Here is a 22084-nt window from a genome sequence, read left to right on the forward strand (position 1 = left end):
GTGCCTCCGGTGACGTGGCAGAAGAGATGGGGACCGGGCGGCGGGAGAGGTCCCGCCGCCCGGTGACCGGGAGACCGACCGGGTCAGCCCTGGCTGGCGGTCTGGATCGCCGACGCCATGTCCTTCAGCGCCTGGTCGACCGTCTTGTCGCCCTTGAGGGCGGCGTAGGAGTTGTCCTGAACGGCCTTGGTGATGGCCGGGTAGAACGGCGAGACGGGACGCGGCACCGCGTTCTCGATCGACGTCTTCAGGGTGGACAGGTAGGGCAGCTGGGTGTTCAGGTCCGCATCGTCGTACAGCGACGAGAGGACGGGGGCCAGCGATCCCTGCGTCACGAAGAACTTCTGCGTCTCTTCGCTCTGCAGGAACTTGAGGAACGCGAACGCGGTCGCCTTGTGCTTGGAGTACACGCTGATGGCCGCGTTGTGACCGCCCAGGCTGGAGACGCCCGGCTTGTCGGCGGTGATGCCCGGCAGCGGGGCGATCCCGAAGGTGTCCTTCACCGTCGAGGAGCCATCGGTCTTGGCCAGGTTGTAGACGTACGGCCAGTTGCGCAGGAACAGCAGCTTGCCGGCCTCGAACGCCTGCCGGCCCTGCTCCTCCTGGTAGGTGATGGCCTCGGCCGGGATCTGGCCGTTCTTGAAGCCGTCGACCAGGCGGGACAGGCCCGCGTTGGCCTCCTTGCTGTCCACGGTCACGGTCTTGCCGTCGTCGCCGACGATCGTGCCGCCGTTGGTGTTGATGGCCTCGGCCACGTTCACCGTCAGGCCCTCGTACTGGGCGAACTGGCCGGCGTAGCAGCCGATGTTGTTCGCCTTGGCGATGTCGCAGTCCTTGAGCATGTCGTCCCAGGTCTTCGGGGGCGTGGGCACGAGGTCCTTGCGGTAGTAGAGGATGCCGCCGTCGGAGGTCTGCGGCGCCGCGTACTGCGTGCCGTTGTAGGTGCCCGACTTCACGGTCGGTGCGAGCAGGGCCGAGTTGTCCATCTTGAAGTCGCCGGTCAGCGGCTGCAGCCAGCCCTTCGCGGCGAACTCACCGGTCCACACCACGTCGACGTCGACGACATCGTAGTTGGCGTCCTTGGCCTGGAAGTGCTGCACGAGGTCGTCGTGCTGCTGGTCCGCCTGGTCGGTCTGCTCCTTGAAGGTGACCTTCTCGTCGGGGTGCGCTGCGTTCCACTTGGCGATCAGCGGGCGGACGACGTTCGAGTTGTCCTTGCCCTGCACGTAGGTGATCGGACCTTTGCCCGTGAGGTTCTGGCTGGCGTCGCCGCCGCTGGTGCCTCCGGATCCGCCGCCTGTGCAACCGGCCAGTGCGAGGCCGACCAGGGCGACGCCCGCGACCACGGAGAGACGTGCTGCTTTCATTTCACTCCTCATTGAGCTCTTGGTGCAGGCGCGGGTGCGCCCGCCGACACCGTACTCCCGGCTCGGAGCTCGATGCAAGCGTTTACGTCAAGCGCTTGCATCACGGTTCCGTCACGGTGTTCCACCCTCGCGTGGGGGTCGTCGCGCGCGCGATCCGCTCGTTCCATCGCCGAGGTTCACGTCGTTGCGCTCATGGGACCGGTCATACACGCACCGACGTGAACCTCGCCGGGGCCGCCGCCGAGAGCGGTGAGGGGGTGGTCGGCGGACGGGCTTAGGCTGAGCGCGTGAGCGGTATGCGCGGGATGGGCATGGGCGGCGGAGGCGGCGGGATGCGGTCGCGCGTCAGCGGCGGAGACGCGGAGGCCCAGAAGGCGCTCAACGCGACCGCACCGAAGATCCCGCACCTGTTCCGCCGGATCGTCGCCCTGTTCGCCCCCCACCGCACCGCCATCATCGTCACGATGGTGCTCGTGCTGGTCGGTGCGGCGCTGTCGGTCATCCCGCCGCTGCTGACCCAGCGCGCCTTCGATGACGGGCTGTTCCCGAAGGGCGGCCCGGACATGCCGGTGCTGATCACGATCGTCGTCACGATGGTGGTCGTCTACGTCGGCTCCTCGCTGCTCGGGGTGTGGCAGACCTACTTGACCGCGTCCGTCGGCAACAAGGTGATGGGGGCGCTGCGGGTGCGGCTGTTCTCGCACCTGCAGGCGATGGAGCTCAGCTTCTTCACCAAGACCAAGACCGGCATCATCCAGTCCCGGTTGCAGAACGACGTCGGCGGGGTGGCGAGCGTGCTCACCAACACGATGTCGAGCATCCTGGGCAACACCGTCACGGTGATCGCGGCACTGGTCGCGATGCTCCTGCTCAACTGGCAGCTCACCATCGTCGCCGTCATCCTGATGCCGATCCTCGTGGTCGCGCAGCGCCGGGTCGGCCAGGTGCGCGCCCGCATCGCGACCCGCACGCAGGAGTCGCTGTCGGACATGACCGCGATCACGCAGGAGACCCTGAGCGTGTCGGGCATCCTGCTGTCGAAGAGCTTCAACCGGCAGGGTGCGGAGGTGCAGCGCTACTCCGACGAGAACGAGAACCAGATCCGGCTGCAGGTGTCGCAGGCGATGAGCGGTCAGTGGTTCTTCGCGATGGTGAACATCTTCCTGTCCTCGATCCCGGCGATCGTCTACGTCGTGTCGGGCTGGCTCATCCTCGGCGGCGCGACGGACATCACCGCCGGCACGATCGTGGCCTTCACGACCGTGCAGGCGCGGCTGCTGTTCCCGCTGCTGGCCCTGATGCGGGTCGCCCTGGACCTGCAGACCTCCGGCGCGCTCTTCGCCCGGATCTTCGAGTACCTCGACCTGAAACCGGCCATCGCCGACCGGTCCGACGCCGCCCCGGTCGACCCGTCCCGCGATCTGGGCCGCATCGAGTTCGACCACGTCGTCTTCCGCTATCCGGACGCGCGGGAGGGGGAGCGCAACACCCTCGACGACGTGTCGTTCACGATCCGCGCCGGCGAGTTCGCCGCCTTCGTCGGGCCGAGCGGGGCCGGCAAGACCACCGTGTCGTACCTGATCCCGCGCTTCTACGACGCGACGAGCGGGCGCATCCTCTTCGGCGGCGCGGACATCCGCGGGCTGCAGCAGGACTCGCTCGTCTCCCACATCGGCGTGGTCAGCCAGGAGACCTACCTGTTCCACGCCTCCATCGCCGAGAACCTCCGCTACGCCCGGCCCGGCGCCACCCTGGAGGAGTTGGAGGCCGCGGCCCGCCAGGCCAACATCCACGACACCATCGTCAGTTTCCCCGATGGCTACGCGACCATCGTGGGCGAGCGCGGCTACCGCCTCTCCGGTGGGGAGAAGCAGCGCATCGCCATCGCCCGGGTGCTGCTCAAGGACCCCGAGGTGCTCATCCTCGACGAGGCGACGAGCGCCCTCGACACGATCTCGGAGCGGGTGGTGCAGCAGGCCCTGGACACCGTCTCCCGCGGCCGCACCACGATCGCGATCGCCCACCGGCTGTCGACCATCGTGGCCGCCGACGTCATCTTCGTCGTCGACCACGGACAGATCGTCGAACGCGGCACCCACCGCGAACTGCTGGAGGCCGGCGGCGTCTACACCCGGCTGTACCGCGAGCAGATCGAGGGAACCCTCAGCCCGGAGGCGTGAGTCGCGCCTGCCTGCCTGCCCTGTCTACCTCCCCTACTAGTTCCGGAGATGTTCTCCCGAGCGGCCGCGAACGCCGGAGTTCCGGCGACCTGAGCGGCGTGTCGCGAGAGAACTCCGGAGTTGCGAGTCGGGCGGAGGGACGGAGAGACACAGAGGCTCTCGGGATGTTAGCCTGACCTAACACTTGAGTTCGGGAGGTCGTAGATGACGGTCACGACGACGGAGCGCACCACCGGCTCCCGCGCCCGGCTGCTGTTCCTGCTCGGGCCGGCGTTCGTCGCGGCCATCGCCTACGTCGACCCCGGGAACGTCGCCGCCAACCTGACCGCGGGCGCCCAGTACGGCTACCTTCTGGTCTGGGTACTGGTCGCCGCGAACGCCATCGCCGTCTTCGTGCAGTACCAGTCGGCGAAGCTGGGCATCGTCACCGGGCGCAGCCTGCCGGAACTGCTCGGGGCGCGCCTCGGCACCGGCTCCCGGCGGGCGTACTGGGTGCAGGCCGAGTTGGTCGCCGCCGCGACCGACATCGCCGAGGTCATCGGCGGCGCGATCGCCCTCAACCTGTTGTTCGGCCTCCCGCTCCCGCTCGGCGGGCTGATCGTGGGGGTGATGTCGATCGGCATCCTCGGCATCCAGTCGCACCGGGGGCAGCGGCCGTTCGAGGCGGTCATCCTGGGGCTGCTGGGCGTCATCGCGGTGGGGTTCCTGGCCGGGATGTTCGTCAGCCCGGTCGACTGGGGCGCCGCGGCGGGAGGCCTGGTGCCGCGCTTCGACGGGGCACCAACGGTGCTGCTCGCGGCGAGCATGCTGGGCGCCACGGTGATGCCGCACGCCATCTACCTGCACTCGGCTCTCGCCCGCGACCGGCACGGCTCGACCACCGACCCGGGCCGCGTGCGCACCCTGCTGCGCGCCACCCGGTTGGATGTGGTGCTCGCGCTGATCCTCGCCGGCGCGGTCAACATCGCGATGCTGCTGGTGGCGGCCGCGTCGCTGCGCGGGGTGGCGGGGACCGACACGATCGAGGGAGCGCACGCCGCCATCTCCTCCGCACTCGGCCCTGTCGTCGGGATCGTCTTCGCGATCGGCTTGCTCGCGTCGGGCCTCGCCTCCACCTCGGTCGGCAGTTACGCGGGCGCGACGATCATGGGCGGCCTGCTGAAGGTGCGGGTCCCGCTGCTGGCCCGGCGGATCATCACCCTCATCCCCGCGGTGATCATCCTCGCGCTCGGCGTCGACCCGACCTGGGCGCTCGTGCTGTCGCAGGTGTTCCTGAGCCTGGGCATCCCGTTCGCGATGATCCCGCTGCTGCGCCTGACCGGCTCGCGGGAGGTCATGGGCGAGCGGGCGGACCGGCTCTGGGTGCGGCTGGCCGGCGGGGCGGTCGCCGGGCTGGTCGTGGTGCTCAACCTCGCGCTGGTGGTGCTGACCGTCACCGGGGCCTGAGGCGCGGCGCCGGCGGCCTCCCGCGCGGCACGCCGTCGCCGGGCAGTGGAGGAGTTCGGGGGCGCGCCGGGCCGGATGTCCTCCGGTGGCCGCGCGGACGCGGCGTAGGCAACGGAGGAGTTCGCGCGCGACGCGCCGTCGCCGGGCAGGCAGCGGAGGAGTTCTGGGGCGTGGCGGGTGGGATCTCCTCCGGTAGCCGCGCGGTCGCGGCGTGGCGAACGGGGTGCGGCGTGGGCAACGGAGGAGTTCTAGGGCGTGGCGAGTCGGATCTCCTCCGGTGGCCGCGCGGACGCGGCGCCGCGGGTGGGATCTCCTCCGGTAGCCGCGCGGACGCGGCGTGACGGGTGGGATCTCCTCCGGTGGCCGCGCGCCGTGCGTACCGGCAGACGCGGCTCAGGCGGTGACGACCCAGACGGCGCCGGCGGCCGTCGCGCCGAGCACGATCGTCGACTCCGCGGTGCGCACGGTGACGTCGCCTGCGAACTCGCGGTGCTCGTCGACCGTCAGGCGGGTGTCGAGGCCGATCCGCAGCTCGTCCAGGTAGCGCAGAATGGCCGGGTCCGCGTCGGAGATGCGCGCCACCACGACCTCCACACCGGTCTGCGCCGACAGCAGCGGCACGGCGTCGGGGCGGCGCGGCTGCCCGTCGGCGGTCGGGATGGGGTCGCCGTGCGGGTCGCGCGCGGGGAAGCCGAGACGGCGGTCGATCCGGTCCACAAGGTCGTCCGAGACCGCGTGCTCCAGCACCTCGGCCTCGTCGTGCACCTCGTCCCAGCCGTAGCCGAGCTCCTCCACCAGGAACGTCTCGATGAGCCGGTGCCGGCGCACCATCGCCACCGCGTGACGCCGACCGTCATCGGTGAGCTCGATGCCGCCGTACGGTTCGTGGGCCAGCAGGCCCTGCTCGGTCAGCCGGCGGATGCCGTCCGAGACGGTCGCCGCGCGCACGCCCATCCGCTCGGACAGCTGCTTGACGGTGACAGGGTCGCCCTCCCACTCGGTGGCGGACCAGATGAACTTCAGGTAGTCCTGCGCCACAGGGGAGAGGTCGGACACGGGCATGCCCCGAGTCTACGGGCTGTAACAGGGCCGATCTCCAGCGTGCACGCTGTTACCGTTGTCCCCGTGAAGTACGCAGAGACCATCACAGACCTGGTCGGCGACACCCCGCTCGTGAAGCTCAACCGGCTGACCGAGGGGATCGCGGCGACGGTGCTCGTCAAGCTCGAGTACCTGAACCCCGGAGGATCCTCCAAGGACCGCATCGCCAGCCGCATCATCGACGCGGCCGAACGCGAGGGACTCTTGAAGCCCGGCGGCACCATCGTGGAGCCCACGAGCGGCAACACCGGCGTGGGCCTGGCGCTCATCGCCCAGCAGCGCGGCTACCGCTGCGTGTTCGTGCTGCCGGACAAGGTGGGCGAGGACAAGCGCAACGTGCTCACCGCCTACGGCGCGGAGATCGTGGTGACGCCCACGTCGGTCGCCCCCGAGGACCCGGACTCGTACTACTCCGTCTCGGACCGGCTGACGGCCGAGATCCCGGGCGCATTCAAGCCCAACCAGTACGCGAACCCGAACGGCCCGCGCAGCCACTACGAGACCACCGGCCCGGAGGTCTGGCGCGACACCGACGGCAAGGTGACGCACTTCGTCGCCGGCGTCGGCACCGGCGGGACCATCACCGGCACCGGTCGCTACCTCAAGGAGGCCTCCGACGGGGCGGTGCGCATCATCGGCGCCGACCCGGAGGGCTCGGTCTACTCCGGCGGCACCGGACGCCCCTACCTGGTCGAGGGCGTCGGCGAGGACTTCTGGCCGAGCGCTTACGATCCGACCGTCGTCGACGAGGTCATCCCGGTCACCGACGCCGAGTCGTTCCACATGACCCGGCGGCTGGCCCGCGAGGAGGGCATCCTCGTCGGCGGCTCCAGCGGCATGGCCGTCGTTGCCGCCCTGCGCGCGGCGAAGAGCCTCACCGCCGACGACGTCGTGGTGGTCATCCTCCCGGACGGCGGACGCGGCTACCTGGCCAAGATCTTCAACGACAAGTGGATGCAGTCCTACGGCTTCAGCGAGGTGCCGGACGAGTCCACGGTCCACGACGTCATCCGCACGAAGCGCGGCGACCTGCCGGACCTGGTGCACGCCCATCCGGGCGAGACCGTGCGCGACGCCATCCAGATCATGAACAAGTACGGCGTCTCGCAGTTGCCCGTGCTGACCGCCGAGCCGCCCGTGGTGATGGGCGAGGTGGCCGGCGCGCTCGACGAGACCTCGCTGGTCGATGCCGTCTTCAGCGGTCGCGCCGCGATGAGCGACCCGGTCGGCAAGCACATCGGCGACCCGCTCCCGCTGATCGGGGTGAACGAGCCCGTGGCCGCCGCCCGGGCCGCGCTCGGCAGCGCCAACGCGCTGCTCGTGACCGAGGACGGCAAGCCGCTCGCGGTGCTCACCCGGCAAGACCTGCTCAACTTCTTGAGCGACTGAGCTCCGCCGCCGCTCCGGCGCTGCACGGGCACATCCGCACCGCGCACCGCACCTCGACCATCCGACGAACGAACGACACGAAAGGCGCCGCCATGACCGCCGAGACCGACCAGAACCAGGGCTTCGCCACCCGCGCCATCCACGTCGGGCAGGAGTTCGACCCGACGACCGGTGCGATCATCCCGCCGATCTACCAGACCTCCACGTTCGTGCAGGACGGCATCGGCGGCCTGCGCAACGGCTATGAGTACGGCCGCGGCGGCAACCCGACCCGCACCTCGCTGGAGACGCTGCTCGCCTCGCTCGAAGGCGGCGTCAGCGCCCTGTCGTTCGCGTCCGGTCTCGCCGCCGAGGACGCCCTGCTGCGCGCCGTGTTGGCCCCGGGCGACCACGTCGTGCTGGGCAACGACGTCTACGGCGGCACCCACCGGCTGATCAACCGCATCCACCGGGCCTGGGGGGTCGGCAACACCACGGTCGACCTGACCGACCTCGACGCCGTCCGGCAGGCTCTGACGACCGCGGGCACCCGCATCCTCTGGATCGAGACGCCGAGCAACCCGCTGATGAAGATCAGCGACCTGGCCGCCCTGGTCGAGCTGGGCCACGCGGCCGGCGCCCTCGTCGTGGTCGACAACACGTTCGCCTCGCCGGTGCTGCAGCAGCCGCTGTCGTTCGGCGCCGATGTCGTCGTGCACTCCACGACGAAGTACCTCGGCGGCCACTCCGACGTGATCGGCGGGGCGGTGGTCTTCGCCGACGCGGAACTCGCCGAGAAGGTGCAGTTCATCCAGTTCGCGGCCGGCGCCGTCTCGGCCCCGATGGACGCGTGGCTCACCGTGCGCGGCATCAAGACCCTCGACGTGCGCATGCAGCGGCACAGCGCCAACGCGCAGGCGATCGCGGAGGCGCTGGTCGGTCACGACGGCATCGACGCCGTGTACTACCCGGGCCTGCCGACGCATCCCGGCCACGACCTCGCCGCGCGGCAGATGAGCGGCTTCGGCGGCATGATCTCGGTGGCCCTGAGCGGTGGAGCGGCGGCGGCCCGCTCGTTCGCCGAGTCGACCCGGGTGTTCCAGCTTGCGGAGTCCCTCGGCGGGGTGGAATCGCTCATCGGCTACCCGTCCGAGATGACCCACGCGTCGGTGCGCGGCACCGAGCTGGAGGTGCCCGACAACGTCATCCGGCTCTCGGTCGGCATCGAGGACGTCGCCGACCTGCTGGCCGACGTCGAGCAGGCGCTCGCCCGCCGCTGACCCCGCCGCCTGCTGGCGACATGTGGACCGAATGTCGCTTATGAAGCGCTGTAAAGCCACATTCGGACCGAATGTCGCCGGGCTCGGAGCGCGGGAGGCCGCTCAGGTCGTCAGCGCCGACGCCTCACGGGCGACGTCGAGCAGGCCGCCGAGCGGGCGGAGGCGCGCCTTCGTCAGGTTCTCCCGCGCGATCCAGCGTGCGTCGGGGTCGGTCGAGGTGGCGAGACGTTCCAGCAGCGGGACGCCCTCGTCGGGGGCCGCGACCGTGACCACGCTGACCGCGTAGCCGAGCGCCTGCCGGAGGACGCGGAGGTCGGGGTCGCGTCGCCCGTCGGCGCGGACGGCGAGCAGCAGATCGACGGCGTCGTTGACGACGGCGCACGCCTCGGCGCCGTGCGGGGGCTGCTTCAGGAGACGCGGTTCGGCGACCGCCGCTACGGCGGCGCGCGCGGTCAGCGCCTTCCGGGCCGACGCGCCCTCGCCCGATGCCGGCCGCGTCAGCCACGCACGCACCTCCGCCATGCCGCCCGACCAGTCGCGATCGAGCACGCGCTGCATCCCTGTCGCGGCCAGTTCGCGCACCCGCCAGCGCGCATCGCCGCCGGCGCGGGTCAGCAGCCCCACCTCGCCGAGGGCGCCGGCGGCCAGAGCGGCGCAGGCCGCGACGTATTCGCGGTGCGGGTCGGACAGGTCGGCGACGAATCGGGGAGGCTCAGCCAGCCAGCCAGCCCGCGAGCAATCCGACCGCGGCCGCGCGGTCGCCGGCGGCAGTGGCGCCGGCCGCATCGGCCAGGCGCCCGGCGAGCTCGAGGTCGGCTCGTGGCCCGGGCAGGCGGCTGTTCTCGCCGAGAGTCCGCTCCAGCGGGCCGGCATCGCCGTCGATTGCGCTGGCCCAGAGGGCGGCGAGGGTGCTGTCGTCGGGAGCCGTCATGCGGCCGAGTCTAGAGGCCCGCCGTGTCGGCGCGGAGTCCCGGATCGTGCCCGAGACGTGCACACCGGATCCCGCGGCGACAAGGGATTGCCCGGTCGCGGAATCGGTGCGCATAGTGGGCGGGTGAGGACCGTCGGGGTGGAGGAGGAGCTCCTGCTCGTCGACGCGCGCGGGGTCGCGGCGCCGGTGGCTCCGCTCGCCCTCGCGGACGCGTCGCCGGACGGCGACGGGCCGACCGTCAGCGCCGAGATCCAGCAGGAGATGCTGGAGATCCAGACCCGGCCGCACAGCTCGATGATCGCGCTGCTCGCCGACATCGTCGCGGGCCGCGACCTCGCCGATCGGCTGGCGGCACGGCACGGGGCACGGGCAGCGGCTCTGGCGATGTCGCCGCTGCGACTGCGCCCGCACCCCACCGCCGACCCGCGGTACGAGAGGATGATGGAGCGCTACGGGCTCACCGCTCGCGGTACGCTCGTCTGCGGCTGCCACGTGCATGTCGGCATCGCCTCCCGCGAGGAGGGCGTCGCCGTGCTCGACCGCATCCGCACCTGGCTGCCGGTGCTGCTCGCGCTGACGACGAACTCGCCGTACGCGGGCGGCATCGACACCGGCCACGCCAGCTACCGCTTCGTGGTCTGGCATCAGTGGCAGAGTGCCGGCCCGACCGACCTGTTCGGGTCGGTGGAGGCGTACGACCGGTTCGAGAGCCTCTTGGTCGACACCGGCGTCATCCTCGACAGCGGCATGCTCTACCTGGACGCGCGGTTGTCGCACAAGCAGCCCACGATCGAGGTCCGGGTCGCCGACGTCTGCCTGGACGCCCGGGACACGGTCGTGCTCGCCGCCCTCGTGCGCGCCCTCGTCGAGACCGCCGTGACGGCTTGGCGCGCCGGAGTCCCGCCGATCCCGATGCCGTCGGCGGCGCTCCGACTTGCCGAGTGGCAGGCGTCCTTGACCGGGGTGAGCGGCCGCTTGCCGCATCCCGTCACCGGTATGGGAGGGACCGCGGTCGACGCTGTGGCCGCCCTCCTCTCGCACACCGCCCCTGAACTGGACCGTGCCGGCGACCTGGCGCTGGTGCGGCGCGGACTGGCGCGCATCCTCCGGACCGGGGGAGGGGCGGGCCGGCAGCGCCTCGCCTTCGCCCGCCGGGGGAGGATGCGCGACGTCGTGGAGGCGGCGGTCGCCGCAACGCACGAGCAATCGGAGGACGACGACGGCGATGATCTCGATGCGGCCTGATCGACGCCGGGGGAGTGCCGCGATGCTCCCTTCCGCGCGGCCGACAAGACGCCTATCCTGCCGATCATGACGGACAAGCAGCTCGCGCACCAGCACGCCGTCTACACCTACGGGACCCGGCCGCTGACCCTGATGTACAGTCCGACCTCCACGGCCGCGTGGGAGGTCTACTACGGAGGCGACTACCTCGGGCTGGTCGAGGAGCAGCATCCGGCGGGCGTGAGCCGCCCGTCCTTCGTGGCGCGGCCTCCCGGTGAAGAGGAGACCGGTGATGGTATCCCCTCGGCCGATTGGCGAGCGGCGGTCGAACTGCTCGCGGCGCGCGCGGGACTCTGACGCGGCGTCACGCCACGACGGCGACCGGCCGGTCACCCAGGGTCAGAAAGCGAACTGCGCCCACTCTTCGCGTGGCAGCTCGACGCGCACGCCGCGCGATTCCACGATCCAATCGTGCGGAGTCCCGGCCAGATAGGTGCACAGCAGCGTCTCGCTGCTCCACCCGTCCGCCCGGTGCACCCAGCGCACCAGATGGATGTCCTGCCCCGACTTCGGTGCATTACCGATCGGCGTCTCATAGGTCGTCACGCGGCACCCCTCCCCGAACGTGCAGCTTGCTTGGCTTGACCCTAGCGGGGTACACCGCCGGGGGACAAGAGGTGCTGGATGAACGTCAGTCGTACGGATCGTCGCGATCGACGGCGATGCCGTCGTACTCCTCGTCGCGGACCGCCTCGTCCTCGTCGTCCGCGTCCCCGGTGTCATCGTGCTCGGGCTCGATCACGCCGTCGGCATCGTAGGGGCCACGGCCTCCGCCTTCCGCCAGGGCGTCCACGTCGATCGGCTCGCCCGAGGGCGTCTCGGGGAACTGCTCGTTCGCATCGGTCATCGCCGTCCTCCTCCACCGCTCGACGGCCGGGTGGTCGCCGCTGCTACCGGATGGTAGGCGCGTGCAGCGTCGCCGGGTAGCGGCGTCCGGGAATCGGACCGTCACGAAGGGTCGGGATACTCGCATTCCAGTCCCGCTTGGGGGACACTGGCGGTGGGTCGTCCTTGTGGCCCGTGCAGAAGAGAAGGCAGAGAGAACGATGGCAATTGGCACCGTCAAATGGTTCAACTCCGAAAAGGGGTTCGGGTTCATCGCCCCGGACGACGGATCGCCCGACGTGTTCGCCCACTTCAGTGAGATCGCCGGCGACGGCTACCGCAACCTCACCGAGAACCAGCGCGTCGAGTACGAAGTGACACAGGGTCCCAAGGGCCTGCAGGCGTCGAACATCCGTCCCGCCTGACGCGGACAGCGGAACGGCCCGCCGCCGCCCTCACGGGCGAGCGCGGCGGCGGGAGCGCGGCCGTCGCCGTGCATAGCAACCCCGCAGGGAACGCCTGAACAGCGCATAGGCCCGCGAAAGGTCACGGCGATGTGACGGCGCGAGGGTGGTGCGCATGTCGTACGAAACCGCCCCCCTCTCGCTCGACATCGCCGTGCCCGTGTACAACGAGCAGGCGACGCTCGAGTCGTCCATCCGCCGGCTCCACGCCTATCTGACCGACGCCGTCGAGCAGACCTGGCGGATCACCATCGCGGACAACGCCAGCACCGACGAGACCGCCGCCATCGCGGACCGTCTCGCCGGGGAGCTCGCCGGCGTCGTCGCGGTGCACCTCCCCCTGAAGGGGCGCGGTCGCGCGCTCAAACAGGTGTGGGGCGCCTCCGAAGCCGAGGTGCTCGTCTATCTGGACGAGGACCTCTCCACCGATCTCGCCGCGCTGCCTCCGCTGGTCGCCCCCCTGCTCTCCGGGCACTCGGACCTTGCGATCGGCACGCGGCTCGGCCGCACGTCGCGCGTCACACGCGGCGGCAGACGCGAGTTCATCTCGCGCAGCTACAACCTGCTGCTGCGGCGGACCATGTCCGTCGGCTTCAGCGACGCCCAGTGCGGGTTCAAGGCGATCAGGAGCGACGTCGCGCAGCGGCTCCTCCCGCTGGTCGAGGACGACGCCTGGTTCTTCGACACGGAGCTCCTGATCCTCGCGGAACGGTCGGGTCTGCGCATCCACGAGATCCCCGTCGACTGGGTCGACGACCCGCAGAGCTCCGTGGACATCGTGAGCACCGCGATGGAGGACGTCAAAGGCATGGTGCGCGTCGGCACCAACATCGCCCGCGGCCGCATCCCCGTCGAGTCGATCTACGCCGAGCTCGGGCGGCGGCCGTTCGAGCCTCCCCGGCCGCCCAGCTTCTTCGGCCAGGTGGTGCGATTCGGCGTCGTCGGTGTGCTCTCCACCGTCGCCTACGCGCTGCTCTACCTCCTGCTGCAGACGGTCGTCACCGCCCAGGTCGCCAACTTCGCCGCACTCCTGATCACCGCGGTCGCGAACACCTGGGCCAACCGCCGCTTCACCTTCGGGGTGAGCGGGCCGGGGATGGTGCGGCACCAGTTCCAGGGACTCATCGTGTTCGGGATCGCCTGGGCGCTGACCAGCGGCTCGCTGCTCGCCCTGCACGCGCTGGCGCCCGCGGCCTCCGCACGCATGCAACTGATCGTGCTCACCGTGGCCAACCTCGTCGCCACGCTGATCCGCTTCGTGCTCCTGCGGCTCTGGGTCTTCCGGGCCTCCCGCCGGGCGACCCCGCCCGCCGCCGATGCGGCCGCCTCCCGCCCCCTCTCCTTCTCCACCAGCGAAAGCGAGTGACACCATGACCACCACGACGACCCCCGCGACACCCGCGGCCGCCCCCGTCGCGACGCATCCCGTGCAGGCGGTCCCGCCCGGCCGGATGCGCGCCGCCCTCCGTCGGCTCGTCCGCGGCAGGGAGGACGCCGCCGCCTGGGAGCGGCCGGCGCTGCTCGGCCTCCTCGCCGTCACGGCGTTCCTCTACATCTGGGACCTCGCGGCCAGCGGCTGGGCCAACTCCTTCTACTCCGCGGCCGTGCAGGCCGGGTCGGTCAACGGGGAGGCCTTCTTCTACGGCTCCAGCGACGCGGCGAACTCGATCACCGTCGACAAGCCGCCCGCGAGCCTGTGGATCATGGCGCTCTCGGTGCGGATCTTCGGGTTGAGTTCGTGGAGCATCCTGCTGCCGGAGGCGCTGATGGGCGTCGCGACGGTCGCGCTCGTCTACGCGATCGTGCGCCGCCACTTCTCGGCGCGCACCGCGTTGCTCGCGGGCGGCGTGCTGGCCATCACCCCGGTGGCCGCGCTGATGTTCCGGTTCAACAACCCGGACGCGCTGCTCGTCCTCCTGCTGACGCTGGCGACCTACCTGACCCTGCGTGGAATCGAATCGGGCCGCATCCGCTGGGTGATCTGGGCGGGCGTCGCGATCGGCTTCGGCTTCCTGACCAAGCAGCTGCAGGCCTTCCTCATCCTCCCGGTGCTCGCGGGCGTCTACCTGGCCGCTGCGCCGATCTCGTGGAAGAAGCGGTTCGGGCACCTGTTCGCGGCACTCGGCGCGGTGATCGTCGCCGCCGGATGGTGGGTGGCGATCGTCGAGCTGGTCCCGGCCTCCTGGCGCCCCTACATCGGCGGCTCGCAGACCAACAGCTTCCTCGAGCTGACCTTCGGCTACAACGGGCTCGGGCGTCTCACCGGGGACGAGACGGGGAGCGTCACCGGCGGCGGCGCCACGACCGGCGGCGGGATGTGGGGCGCCACCGGCATCACCCGCCTGTTCGACGGCGAGATCGGGGGCCAGATCACCTGGCTGCTGCCCGCTGCGCTGGTCCTCTTCGTCGTCGCCCTGGTGCTGGGCCGGCGGATGGCGCGGACGGACGCGCGGCGGGCGACCCTCCTGCTCTTCGGCGGCTGGCTGGTCGTGACCGCGCTCGCCTTCAGCTTCATGGCCGGCATCTTCCACGCCTACTACACGGTCGCCCTCGCGCCGGCCCTCGCGGGCGTCGTCGCGATCGGCGCGGCCGCGGCCTGGGGCGCTCGCGACCGGCTCTGGGTGCGGATCGTCTCGGCGGTCGTCATGCTCGGCACGGGATGGTGGGCCTGGGTGCTGCTGGACCGCGCGACGGACTGGCTGCCGTGGCTGAAGGTCCTCGTGGTCGTGCTCTCGGTCGTCGCCGCGGGACTGCTCCTGCTCCCGCAGCGCGGCCGGGCGCTGCCCACCGCGACCATCGTGGCGACCCTCGTGGCCGGCCTGCTCGCCCCGTTCGCCTACACGATCCAGACCATCACCACGGCCCACACGGGGTCGATCGTGACCGCCGGCCCGACCGTGTCCGGCTCGATGGGCGGACCGGGCGGCGGCCGAGGCGGCTTCGGCGGCAACGGCGGCCACGGCGGTCCCGGCGGGCAGGGCGGCACGCCGCCGAACGGGTTCGGCGGGCAGACCCAGGGCGGGACGACCGGCGGCACGACCGGCGGGACCGGCACGACGGGCGGCACGACCGGCGGGACCGGCACGACGGGTGGCACGACCGGTGGCGCGACCACGGGCACGCGCGGCGGGGGAGCCGGCTCCCTGCTCTCCTCCGGCAGCGTGAGCTCCCAGCTCGCGTCGATGCTGAAGGCCGACGCCTCGAAGTACACGTGGGTGGCCGCCGCGATCGGCTCCAACTCGGCGGCCGGATATCAGCTCGCGACCCAGGAGGCGGTGATGCCGATCGGCGGCTTCAACGGCTCCGACCCGTCGCCCACGCTGGCCCAGTTCGAGCAGTACGTGGCGGAGGGGAAGATCCACTACTTCATCGCCGGCGGCGTGGGGCAGTCGAACGGCGGGAGCAGCGCCTCCAGCGAGATCTCCAGCTGGATCGAGCAGAACTACACGGCGACGACGGTCGACGGGGTGACGGTCTACGACCTGACCTCGTAACGGAGGAGGTCGTGTCGGGGGCCCGGGCCATCATGGAGACATGACGGACGGGCCCCCACTCACGCGCGCTGCCGCCGACGGACCCCGGGCCGTGCCGCACGGCCGCCTCGGGGTCGCGGGCGGGACCGCCCTCTACGTGGCCGCCGTGCTCGGCACCGGCATCCTGGTGCTGCCGGCGCTCGCCGCCTCCGTCGCCGGCCCGGGCGCGATCCTCGCCGTGGCCGCTCTCGCACTGATCTCCGTCCCGCTCGCCGCGACCTTCGCCGCCCTGGCCCGGCGGCACCCCGACGCGGGAGGCGTCGCGACGTTCGCCCGGCGCGCGTTCGGGCCGACCGCCGCGCGCATCGTGTCGTACTGGTTCTTCTTCGGCACCCCGATCGGAGCTCCGATCGCGGCGCTGATGACCGCGCGCTACGTCGTCGCGGTCATCGGCGGCGACGCCGTGAGCACGGCGGTCATCGCGGTCGCCCTGATGATCGTCCCGCTGGCCGTCTCGGCGTTCGGCGTGCGCTTCGCCGCCTCGGTGCAGCTCCTGCTCTCGGGCGCGCTCGTGGCGGTGCTCGTCTTCGTCCTGGCCGCCGCGGCCCCGCACGGCGATGCCGCTCACCTGCAGCCGCTCCTCCCGCACGGCTGGGGCGGGGTCGGGCTGGCGATGAGCCTCTACATCTGGGCGTTCGCCGGGTGGGAGGCCGTGGCCGGGATCGGCGGGGAGTTTCGCGACCCGCGCCGCGACATCCCGCGCGCGACCGCTCTGGCGCTCGTCATCGTCTCCGTCGCCTACCTGGCGGTCCAGACCGTGACGGTGCTGGTGCTCGGAGACGCCGCGTCGACCAGCGAGGTGCCCCTGCTCGACCTCGTCTCCGCGGCCACCGGCACGGGCGGCGGTGTGGTGGTCGCCGTGATCGCCGCGATCGTCGTCACGGGCGTGTTCAACGCCTACCTGGCCGCCTTCTCGAAGCTGGGTGCCGCGATGGGACGCGACGGGGACCTCCCGCGCTGGTTCGGGCGCGGCGTCGAGAACGGCGCGGTCGCCCGGCGGGGGCTGCTGCTCTCCGCGGTGGTGATGGCCGCGTACTCCGTGGTCGTCCTCGCCAGCGGCGACCTGCCGCCGTTCATCCTGGTGCACACCAGCATCGCCGCGGCCGTCTACGGTCTCGGCGTCGCGGCCGCCGTCGTACTCCTGCCGCGGTGGTCGGTCGGCTGGTGGATGGCCGTGCTGTCCTGCGTCTTCGCGGCCGGCCTCCTGCTGCTGGCGGGATGGCACCTGGTGTTCCCCGCGGGCGTGGCGGTCGTCGCGGTGCTGGTGGGGGTGCTGTCGCGCCCGGGCCGTCTCGGCGCCCGTTCTCGGAAGGGGGCGGCGGAGGGGCGGTCTCCCGCCGAGGCGGCATAACGCATAATGGGGGGAACCTGCGCCGGACGGTCGGCGCGCATCCGGAGGGGGACGATGTGACGGCTGACGTGCCCGCCGATCCCACGGCCGAGAGTCCGGCCGGTCGTCCGCACCCGCCGCGCGCGTCGAGCATGCGCGATGTGGCCGCCCTCGCGGGCGTCTCCCACCAGACCGTCTCCCGCGTCATCAACGGGCACGCCAGCATCCGTGACGCGACACGCGAGCGGGTGCAGCGGGCGATGGACGCGCTCAACTACCGACCCAACCGGGCCGCTCGCGCGCTGGTGACCGCCCGGTCGCGGACGATCGGCGTGCTCTCGACCTCGGCCGCGGCCCTCTACGGCCCGGTCTCGAGCATCAACGCCATCCAGGATGCCGGCCGTGAGGCCGGGTACTACATCGCCGTCGCCCAGCTGGCCGACCTGACCCCGGCCGGGATCGAGGCGGGGATCGACCACCTGCTCGCGCAGGCCGTCGAAGGCATCATCGTGATCGCCCCGCAGGAGGTCGTGCTGGAGCAGATCGCCGCCGCGCGACTGGGCGTCCCGTACGTCACCCTGCAGAGTGGGACGGCGAGCATCGAGCGCGAGCTCTCCGTCGACCAGGTCGCGGGTGCCCGGGCGGCGACGCGGCACCTGATCGATCTCGGTCACCGCACGATCGCGCACCTGGCCGGTCCGCAGGCCTGGTTCGAGGCGCAGGCCCGGCGTGCGGGCTACGAGGAGGAGCTCGCCGCGGCGGGGCTGTCGGCGCCGGCCGTGCCGCACGGCGACTGGACGGCGGAGTTCGGCTACCGCGCCGGGGTGCAGCTCCTCGCCGATCGAACGGTGACCGCCGTGTTCACCTCCAACGATCAGATGGCGCTCGGGGTCTACCACGCGGCGCACGAGCTGGGCCGGAGGATCCCGGAGGACCTCAGCGTGGTCGGCTTCGACGACATCCCCGAGGCGGCGCATTTCTGGCCTCCCCTCAGCACGGTGCGTCAGGACTTCACGGCGCTCGGCCGCGCCAGCGTCGACCGCCTCGTGGCCGAGATCGACGGAGGAGCTGAGCCGACCGCGGCGAGCATCCTGCCGGACCTCATCGTGCGTGCGTCGACCGCATCAGTGCGCTGACCGCATCAGTGCGCTGACCGCATCAGGGCGCTGACCGCATCAGCGCGCTGACCGGTCGTCGTCCTCGTCTGCGTCCTCCGCTTCGTCCGCGTCGAGCCAGCGCCGCGGGCCCGACCCGTGCTCGGCCAGCTCGTCGGCGGGGTTCTGCAGGGAGCAGGTGCGCAGGCTGAGGCAGCCGCAGCCCATGCAGTCGGTCAGGTCGTCGCGCAGATGCTGGAGGTCGCGGATGCGGGCGTCGAGCTCGGAACGCCAGAGCCCGGACAGCCGGGCCCAGTCGCGCTTGGTCGGGGTGCGCCCCTCGGGGAGGGAGTCGAGAGCGGCGCGGATGTCGGCGAGGGGGACCCCCACCCGCTGCGACACGCGCACGAACGCGATCCGGCGCAGCACGTCGCGCCGGTAGCGCCGCTGGTTGCCCGCGGACCGCTCGCTGGTGATGAGCCCTTGGCGTTCGTAGAAGTGCAGCGTCGAGACGGCGACGCCGCTGCGGACGGCGACGTCGCCCACGCTGAGGATCGGTTCGGACGGAGTCATTGACCTCAACCATAGTTGAGGTTCTAGGCTCGGAGCATGACCTTCCGCGACACCGACGCCGACCCGTCCGGCGCCCCCGATCCGGCCGCCTCCACGGCCGCGCACGCCATCGACGAGACACCCGCCGACCGCTCCCCGCCGGGCGGCGTGCTCAGCGCGCAGTACCGCTGGGTGAGCATCGGCATGTGCCTGCTGATCATGCTCGCGGCGTTCGAGGCGCTCGCCGTGACGACCATCATGCCGACCGTCAGCCGGGAGCTCGACGGGGCCTCGCTCTATGCCTTCGCCTTCGCCGGGCCGCTCGCCGTGAGCGTGGTCGGCATGGTCATCGCGGGAGCCTGGGCCGACCGCGGCAACCCGCGCTCGGCGCTGTTCGCGTCGGTGGTCTTCTTCGCGATCGGCCTGATCGTCGCCGGGACGGCGCAGCTCATGCCCGTCTTCGTCGCCGGCCGGCTCATCCACGGTCTCGGCGGCGGCGCGCTCACCGTGTCGCTGTATGTGATCGTGGCGCGGGTGTACCCGCCGCGCCTGCACCCGCGGATCTTCGCGGGCTTCGCTGCGGCCTGGGTGGTGCCCTCGCTGATCGGACCCCTCATCGCCGGACTGCTCGCCGAGAGCGTGGGGTGGCGCTGGGTGTTCCTCGGCGTGGTGGGACTCGTCGTCCTCGCCATGCTCATGGTCGTCCCCGCGATGCGCGGGGTCCACGGCCCGGCGGAGGGCGAGGAGCTGCCGCCGCGCGATCTCGGCCGCATCGGCTGGGCCGTGCTGGTCGCCGTCGCTGTGCTCGTCCTGACGCTCTCGGCCGAGGCGACCGGGCCGGTGCAGTGGATCCTGCCGCCGATCGCCGCCGTGGCGGCGGTGCTCGCCATTCGGCCGCTGCTGCCCCCGCGGACACTGCGCGCGGCCCGCGGGCTGCCGAGCGTGATCCTCACCCGTGCGCTCGTGGCGGCCACGTTCTTCGCCGCCGAGGTCTACGTCCCGCTGCTGCTGGTGACGCAGTACGGCATGTCCGCCGCGCTGGCGGGTCTCGCGCTCACGGCCGCAGGTCTCAGCTGGGCGGCGGCCTCCTGGGCGCAGGGCCGCTTCGAGACCCTCACGCACCGCATGACCGCCCGGCTCGGAGCGCTCGGCCTCTCGATCGCGGTCGCGTCGCTGATCGTGACGGTGGTCTTCCACCTGGCACCCGCGGTCGTGGTGGTCGGCTGGGCGTTCGCCGGCGCCGGGATGGGCTTCCTCTATCCGCGACTGGGCGTCCTCACGCTCGAGTACTCGACACGCGACGACCAGGGCTTCAACAGCTCGGCGCTCTCGATCGCGGACTCGATCGGCTCGGCGATCTCGCTGGCTGCGACGGCGATCGTGTTCGCCGCACTCGGCGGTGCGGTCAGCTCCGCGGCATTCGCGGGCGCGTTCGCCTTCACGGCGGTGCTCTGTCTCCTCGCGTGGGTGGTGGGGCCGCGCATCCTCCGGCGCTGACGAGGGCGCGTCACTGGTATTGTTTTGGTACTAGTGGTACGCAAGTTGTCTGGAGGCAGCGTGGAGACGATCACGGGACCCGCCGTGCTGGTGAGTCAGCTCGGCTACGACACGGAGGGGCCGAAGGCGGCTGTCGTGGTCGGGGAGCGGGTGACCGCGGTCCACGTCGAGCGCGCGTCCGGCGAGCGGATGCCGATCGAGCCGGCCATCGGTCCGACCGGCGTGGTCGCGCGCTGGATGTCCGTGCCGTGCACCCGCGTCGACTTCGGCGCCCTCGTGGAGAGCGGACGCTACCGGCTGCTCGCGGAGGTCGACGGCACCCTGGTGCCGTCGGAGCCCTTCACCGTTGGCCCGGACCGCCTCCCGTCGCTCGTGGTCTCGGACATCACTGCGATGTTCCGGGCGCAGCGCTCCAGTGGTGAGATCGAGCGGAAGGACGCGGCGGCGCGGTTCTACGACGACGACTCGGGGCGCACGGTCGATGCCCGCGGCGGCTGGCTCGACGCCTCCGGCGACTACAGCAAGTTCCTCAGCCACCTGACGTACACCCGGATGATGAGCCCCCAGCAGATCCCGCTCTGCGCCTGGGCCCTGCTCACCGCCGGACGGGAGCTGCGGGGTGCGCATCCCGGCTTCCGTACGAGCCAGTACCCCCGCCTGCGCGACGAGGGGCTCTTCGGAGCGGACTTCCTCACCCGATTCCAGGATCCGCAGGGGTTCTTCTACACCGGCATCTTCGACGCCCTGACGAAGCGGCTGGAGGAGCGGATGATCACGGCTCCGCTGCAGGACAGCGTACGGACGCAGCGCTGGCAGGCGGCGTACCGGCACGGCGGGGGCCTGGCCATCGCCGCCCTCGCCCTGGCGGCCACGGCGGACGCCGATGGCGAGGAGGGGCGGGACGCCTACTTCGCCGCCGCGGAGCGCGGGTTCGACCACCTGCAGGAGCACAACCGCGCGTATCTGTTCGATGGGGAGGAGTCGGTCATCGACGACTACGGCGCCCTGCTCGCTGCGGCGGAGCTGGTGGCGGCCGCGCGCCTGCGCGGCGTGGACGGCGAGCGGTTCGAGGATGCCGGGCGCGAGCGCGCCGCGTCGTTGCGCGACCGGGTGCGATCGGGTGAGACGGGAGCGTGGCTCGTCGGCGACGTGGAGGGGCGGCCGTTCTTCCACGCGGCCGAGCCCGGACTGCCGGCCGTCGCCCTGCTGCGCTGGGCGGAGGTGCTCCGGGAGGGGGCGCACGACGACGGAGCGTCCGCGGAGGCATCCGCCGCCGAAGGTGTCGCGCTCGCGATCCTCCGCGGCGTGCTCGAGCGCACCGACGCCGTGACCAACCCGTTCGGCTACCCGCGCCAGCGGGTGCAGCCGCTCGGCGGCCAGCCGCGTGACGCGTTCTTCTTCCCGCACGAGAACGAGACCGGCTACTGGTGGCAGGGCGAGAACGCGGGCATCGCCTCCCTCGGCTACGCGGCGGCGATCGCGTCTCGTCTACCGGGGTGCGACGACTCGACCGAGGAACGGTTGCGCCGCCTGCACGCGGACGTGGTGGCGTGGGTCGGCGGGCTGAACCCCTTCGACGCCTGCATGCTCCAGGGGCGCGGGCGCAACGGCGTGGAGTACTCGGGGGAGTACCAGAACACCCCGGGCGGGATCGTGAACGGCATCACCTCCGGCTGGAGCGACGAGGAGTCCATCGCCTTCCTGCCGGAGGCGGCGCCGGACGGCGAGGAATGGCGCTGGGCCGAGCAGTGGATCCCGCACTCGGGCTGGTTCCTGCTGGCGGTCTGCGCCGCCTGAGGGTCGCTCCGTTCGCGCGAGCGGAGGCCGGCGGA

Annotated in this window: 20 protein-coding genes; 13 read left to right on the forward strand and 7 right to left on the reverse strand. The window is 71.7% G+C overall.

All coding sequences use genetic code 11. The annotated features are described in order from the left end of the window. Positions 1–83: 83 nt before the first annotated feature. Positions 84–1367: an ABC transporter substrate-binding protein gene (locus U870_RS0114410; protein WP_025158086.1), complete on the reverse strand. Its 1284-nt coding sequence runs from the start codon at positions 1365–1367 to the stop codon at positions 84–86. 296 nt (positions 1368–1663) lie between these two features. Between U870_RS0114410 and U870_RS0114415 the strand changes: the two genes are divergently transcribed. Continuing rightward, complete coding sequence (locus U870_RS0114415; protein ID WP_029947646.1) at positions 1664–3547, forward strand: ABC transporter ATP-binding protein; 1884 nt, start codon at positions 1664–1666, stop codon at positions 3545–3547. A gap of 204 nt (positions 3548–3751) precedes the next feature. Beyond that, entirely contained in the window at positions 3752–4993 is a 1242-nt protein-coding gene (locus U870_RS0114420; protein ID WP_025158088.1) for an Nramp family divalent metal transporter, read from the forward strand. A gap of 393 nt (positions 4994–5386) precedes the next feature. Here U870_RS0114420 and U870_RS0114425 read toward each other — a convergent pair whose 3' ends face one another. Beyond that, positions 5387–6055, reverse strand: a complete 669-nt coding sequence (locus U870_RS0114425) for a metal-dependent transcriptional regulator (protein WP_025158089.1) — start codon at positions 6053–6055, stop codon at positions 5387–5389. Between the two features lie 63 nt (positions 6056–6118). On the opposite strand from U870_RS0114425, the gene U870_RS0114430 reads away from it, so the two are divergent. Next, a complete protein-coding gene (locus U870_RS0114430; protein WP_025158090.1) occupies positions 6119–7483 on the forward strand; it encodes a cystathionine beta-synthase in 1365 nt (454 codons plus the stop codon). A 92-nt stretch (positions 7484–7575) separates the two neighbouring features. Next, on the forward strand, positions 7576–8742 hold the full coding sequence (locus U870_RS0114435) for a cystathionine gamma-synthase (protein WP_025158091.1): 1167 nt from the start codon (positions 7576–7578) through the stop codon (positions 8740–8742). A 102-nt stretch (positions 8743–8844) separates the two neighbouring features. On the opposite strand, the gene U870_RS23215 is transcribed toward U870_RS0114435, so the two are convergent. Then, positions 8845–9528 (reverse strand): hypothetical protein, encoded by a 684-nt coding sequence (locus U870_RS23215; protein WP_240183711.1) that lies wholly within the window; start codon positions 9526–9528, stop codon positions 8845–8847. Beyond that, positions 9455–9673 carry a hypothetical protein gene (locus U870_RS24885; protein ID WP_240183712.1) on the reverse strand — a complete coding sequence of 73 codons (219 nt, stop codon included), beginning with the start codon at positions 9671–9673 and terminating at the stop codon, positions 9455–9457. Before U870_RS24885 ends, U870_RS23215 begins: the two co-directional genes overlap by 74 nt. A gap of 123 nt (positions 9674–9796) precedes the next feature. On the opposite strand from U870_RS24885, the gene U870_RS0114450 reads away from it, so the two are divergent. After that, on the forward strand, positions 9797–10918 hold the full coding sequence (locus U870_RS0114450) for a glutamate--cysteine ligase (protein ID WP_081815306.1): 1122 nt from the start codon (positions 9797–9799) through the stop codon (positions 10916–10918). 66 nt (positions 10919–10984) lie between these two features. Next, positions 10985–11254, forward strand: a complete 270-nt coding sequence (locus U870_RS0114455; protein ID WP_025158093.1) for a hypothetical protein — start codon at positions 10985–10987, stop codon at positions 11252–11254. Positions 11255–11296: 42 nt separating this feature from the next. Here the strand turns inward: U870_RS0114455 and U870_RS0114460 are convergent, their stop codons facing one another. Then, entirely contained in the window at positions 11297–11503 is a 207-nt protein-coding gene (locus tag U870_RS0114460) for a hypothetical protein (RefSeq protein ID WP_025158094.1), read from the reverse strand. An 85-nt stretch (positions 11504–11588) separates the two neighbouring features. Then, positions 11589–11804: a hypothetical protein gene (locus U870_RS22655; protein WP_025158095.1), complete on the reverse strand. Its 216-nt coding sequence runs from the start codon at positions 11802–11804 to the stop codon at positions 11589–11591. A gap of 199 nt (positions 11805–12003) precedes the next feature. Here U870_RS22655 and U870_RS0114470 point away from each other — a divergent pair, with 199 nt between their 5' ends. The 5 genes from U870_RS0114470 (at position 12004) to U870_RS0114490 (ending at position 18245) form a co-directional block, all read left to right on the forward strand. Next, on the forward strand, positions 12004–12207 hold the full coding sequence (locus U870_RS0114470; protein ID WP_025158096.1) for a cold-shock protein: 204 nt from the start codon (positions 12004–12006) through the stop codon (positions 12205–12207). Between the two features lie 154 nt (positions 12208–12361). Beyond that, positions 12362–13612 (forward strand): glycosyltransferase, encoded by a 1251-nt coding sequence (locus U870_RS0114475; RefSeq protein WP_025158097.1) that lies wholly within the window; start codon positions 12362–12364, stop codon positions 13610–13612. A 4-nt stretch (positions 13613–13616) separates the two neighbouring features. After that, positions 13617–15740 carry a glycosyltransferase family 39 protein gene (locus U870_RS0114480; RefSeq protein ID WP_025158098.1) on the forward strand — a complete coding sequence of 708 codons (2124 nt, stop codon included), beginning with the start codon at positions 13617–13619 and terminating at the stop codon, positions 15738–15740. 40 nt (positions 15741–15780) lie between these two features. Continuing rightward, entirely contained in the window at positions 15781–17130 is a 1350-nt protein-coding gene (locus U870_RS0114485; RefSeq protein WP_025158099.1) for an APC family permease, read from the forward strand. A 131-nt stretch (positions 17131–17261) separates the two neighbouring features. After that, on the forward strand, positions 17262–18245 hold the full coding sequence (locus U870_RS0114490) for a LacI family DNA-binding transcriptional regulator (protein WP_029947650.1): 984 nt from the start codon (positions 17262–17264) through the stop codon (positions 18243–18245). Positions 18246–18284: 39 nt separating this feature from the next. Here the strand turns inward: U870_RS0114490 and soxR are convergent, their stop codons facing one another. Further along, a complete protein-coding gene (soxR, locus tag U870_RS0114495; protein ID WP_025158101.1) occupies positions 18285–18776 on the reverse strand; it encodes a redox-sensitive transcriptional activator SoxR in 492 nt (163 codons plus the stop codon). A gap of 36 nt (positions 18777–18812) precedes the next feature. Here soxR and U870_RS0114500 point away from each other — a divergent pair, with 36 nt between their 5' ends. Both U870_RS0114500 and U870_RS0114505 read left to right on the forward strand, forming a co-directional pair. After that, entirely contained in the window at positions 18813–20252 is a 1440-nt protein-coding gene (locus U870_RS0114500) for an MFS transporter (protein WP_025158102.1), read from the forward strand. A gap of 60 nt (positions 20253–20312) precedes the next feature. Then, positions 20313–22049: a glycoside hydrolase family 9 protein gene (locus U870_RS0114505; protein WP_025158103.1), complete on the forward strand. Its 1737-nt coding sequence runs from the start codon at positions 20313–20315 to the stop codon at positions 22047–22049. The last annotated feature ends 35 nt before the right edge of the window (positions 22050–22084 follow it).

This window comes from Leifsonia aquatica H1aii (genome assembly GCF_000633535.1).
Classification (GTDB): Bacteria; Actinomycetota; Actinomycetes; order Actinomycetales; family Microbacteriaceae; genus Leifsonia; species Leifsonia aquatica_A.

What these genes read in the sequence shown, in the direction of transcription:
- U870_RS0114415 (WP_029947646.1), top strand. Translation starts at nt 1,664, where the DNA reads ATGCGCGGGATGGGCATGGGCGGCGGAGGCGGCGGGATGCGGTCGCGC.
- U870_RS0114410 (WP_025158086.1), bottom strand. Translation starts at nt 1,367, where the DNA reads ATGAAAGCAGCACGTCTCTCCGTGGTCGCGGGCGTCGCCCTGGTCGGC.
- U870_RS0114480 (WP_025158098.1), top strand. Translation starts at nt 13,617, where the DNA reads ATGACCACCACGACGACCCCCGCGACACCCGCGGCCGCCCCCGTCGCG.
- U870_RS0114420 (WP_025158088.1), top strand. Translation starts at nt 3,752, where the DNA reads ATGACGGTCACGACGACGGAGCGCACCACCGGCTCCCGCGCCCGGCTG.
- U870_RS24885 (WP_240183712.1), bottom strand. Translation starts at nt 9,673, where the DNA reads ATGACGGCTCCCGACGACAGCACCCTCGCCGCCCTCTGGGCCAGCGCA.
- U870_RS0114425 (WP_025158089.1), bottom strand. Translation starts at nt 6,055, where the DNA reads ATGCCCGTGTCCGACCTCTCCCCTGTGGCGCAGGACTACCTGAAGTTC.
- U870_RS0114485 (WP_025158099.1), top strand. Translation starts at nt 15,781, where the DNA reads ATGACGGACGGGCCCCCACTCACGCGCGCTGCCGCCGACGGACCCCGG.
- U870_RS0114490 (WP_029947650.1), top strand. Translation starts at nt 17,262, where the DNA reads ATGCGCGATGTGGCCGCCCTCGCGGGCGTCTCCCACCAGACCGTCTCC.
- U870_RS0114435 (WP_025158091.1), top strand. Translation starts at nt 7,576, where the DNA reads ATGACCGCCGAGACCGACCAGAACCAGGGCTTCGCCACCCGCGCCATC.
- U870_RS0114455 (WP_025158093.1), top strand. Translation starts at nt 10,985, where the DNA reads ATGACGGACAAGCAGCTCGCGCACCAGCACGCCGTCTACACCTACGGG.
- U870_RS0114500 (WP_025158102.1), top strand. Translation starts at nt 18,813, where the DNA reads ATGACCTTCCGCGACACCGACGCCGACCCGTCCGGCGCCCCCGATCCG.
- U870_RS22655 (WP_025158095.1), bottom strand. Translation starts at nt 11,804, where the DNA reads ATGACCGATGCGAACGAGCAGTTCCCCGAGACGCCCTCGGGCGAGCCG.
- U870_RS23215 (WP_240183711.1), bottom strand. Translation starts at nt 9,528, where the DNA reads ATGCGGCCGGCGCCACTGCCGCCGGCGACCGCGCGGCCGCGGTCGGAT.
- U870_RS0114475 (WP_025158097.1), top strand. Translation starts at nt 12,362, where the DNA reads ATGTCGTACGAAACCGCCCCCCTCTCGCTCGACATCGCCGTGCCCGTG.
- U870_RS0114470 (WP_025158096.1), top strand. Translation starts at nt 12,004, where the DNA reads ATGGCAATTGGCACCGTCAAATGGTTCAACTCCGAAAAGGGGTTCGGG.
- soxR (WP_025158101.1), bottom strand. Translation starts at nt 18,776, where the DNA reads ATGACTCCGTCCGAACCGATCCTCAGCGTGGGCGACGTCGCCGTCCGC.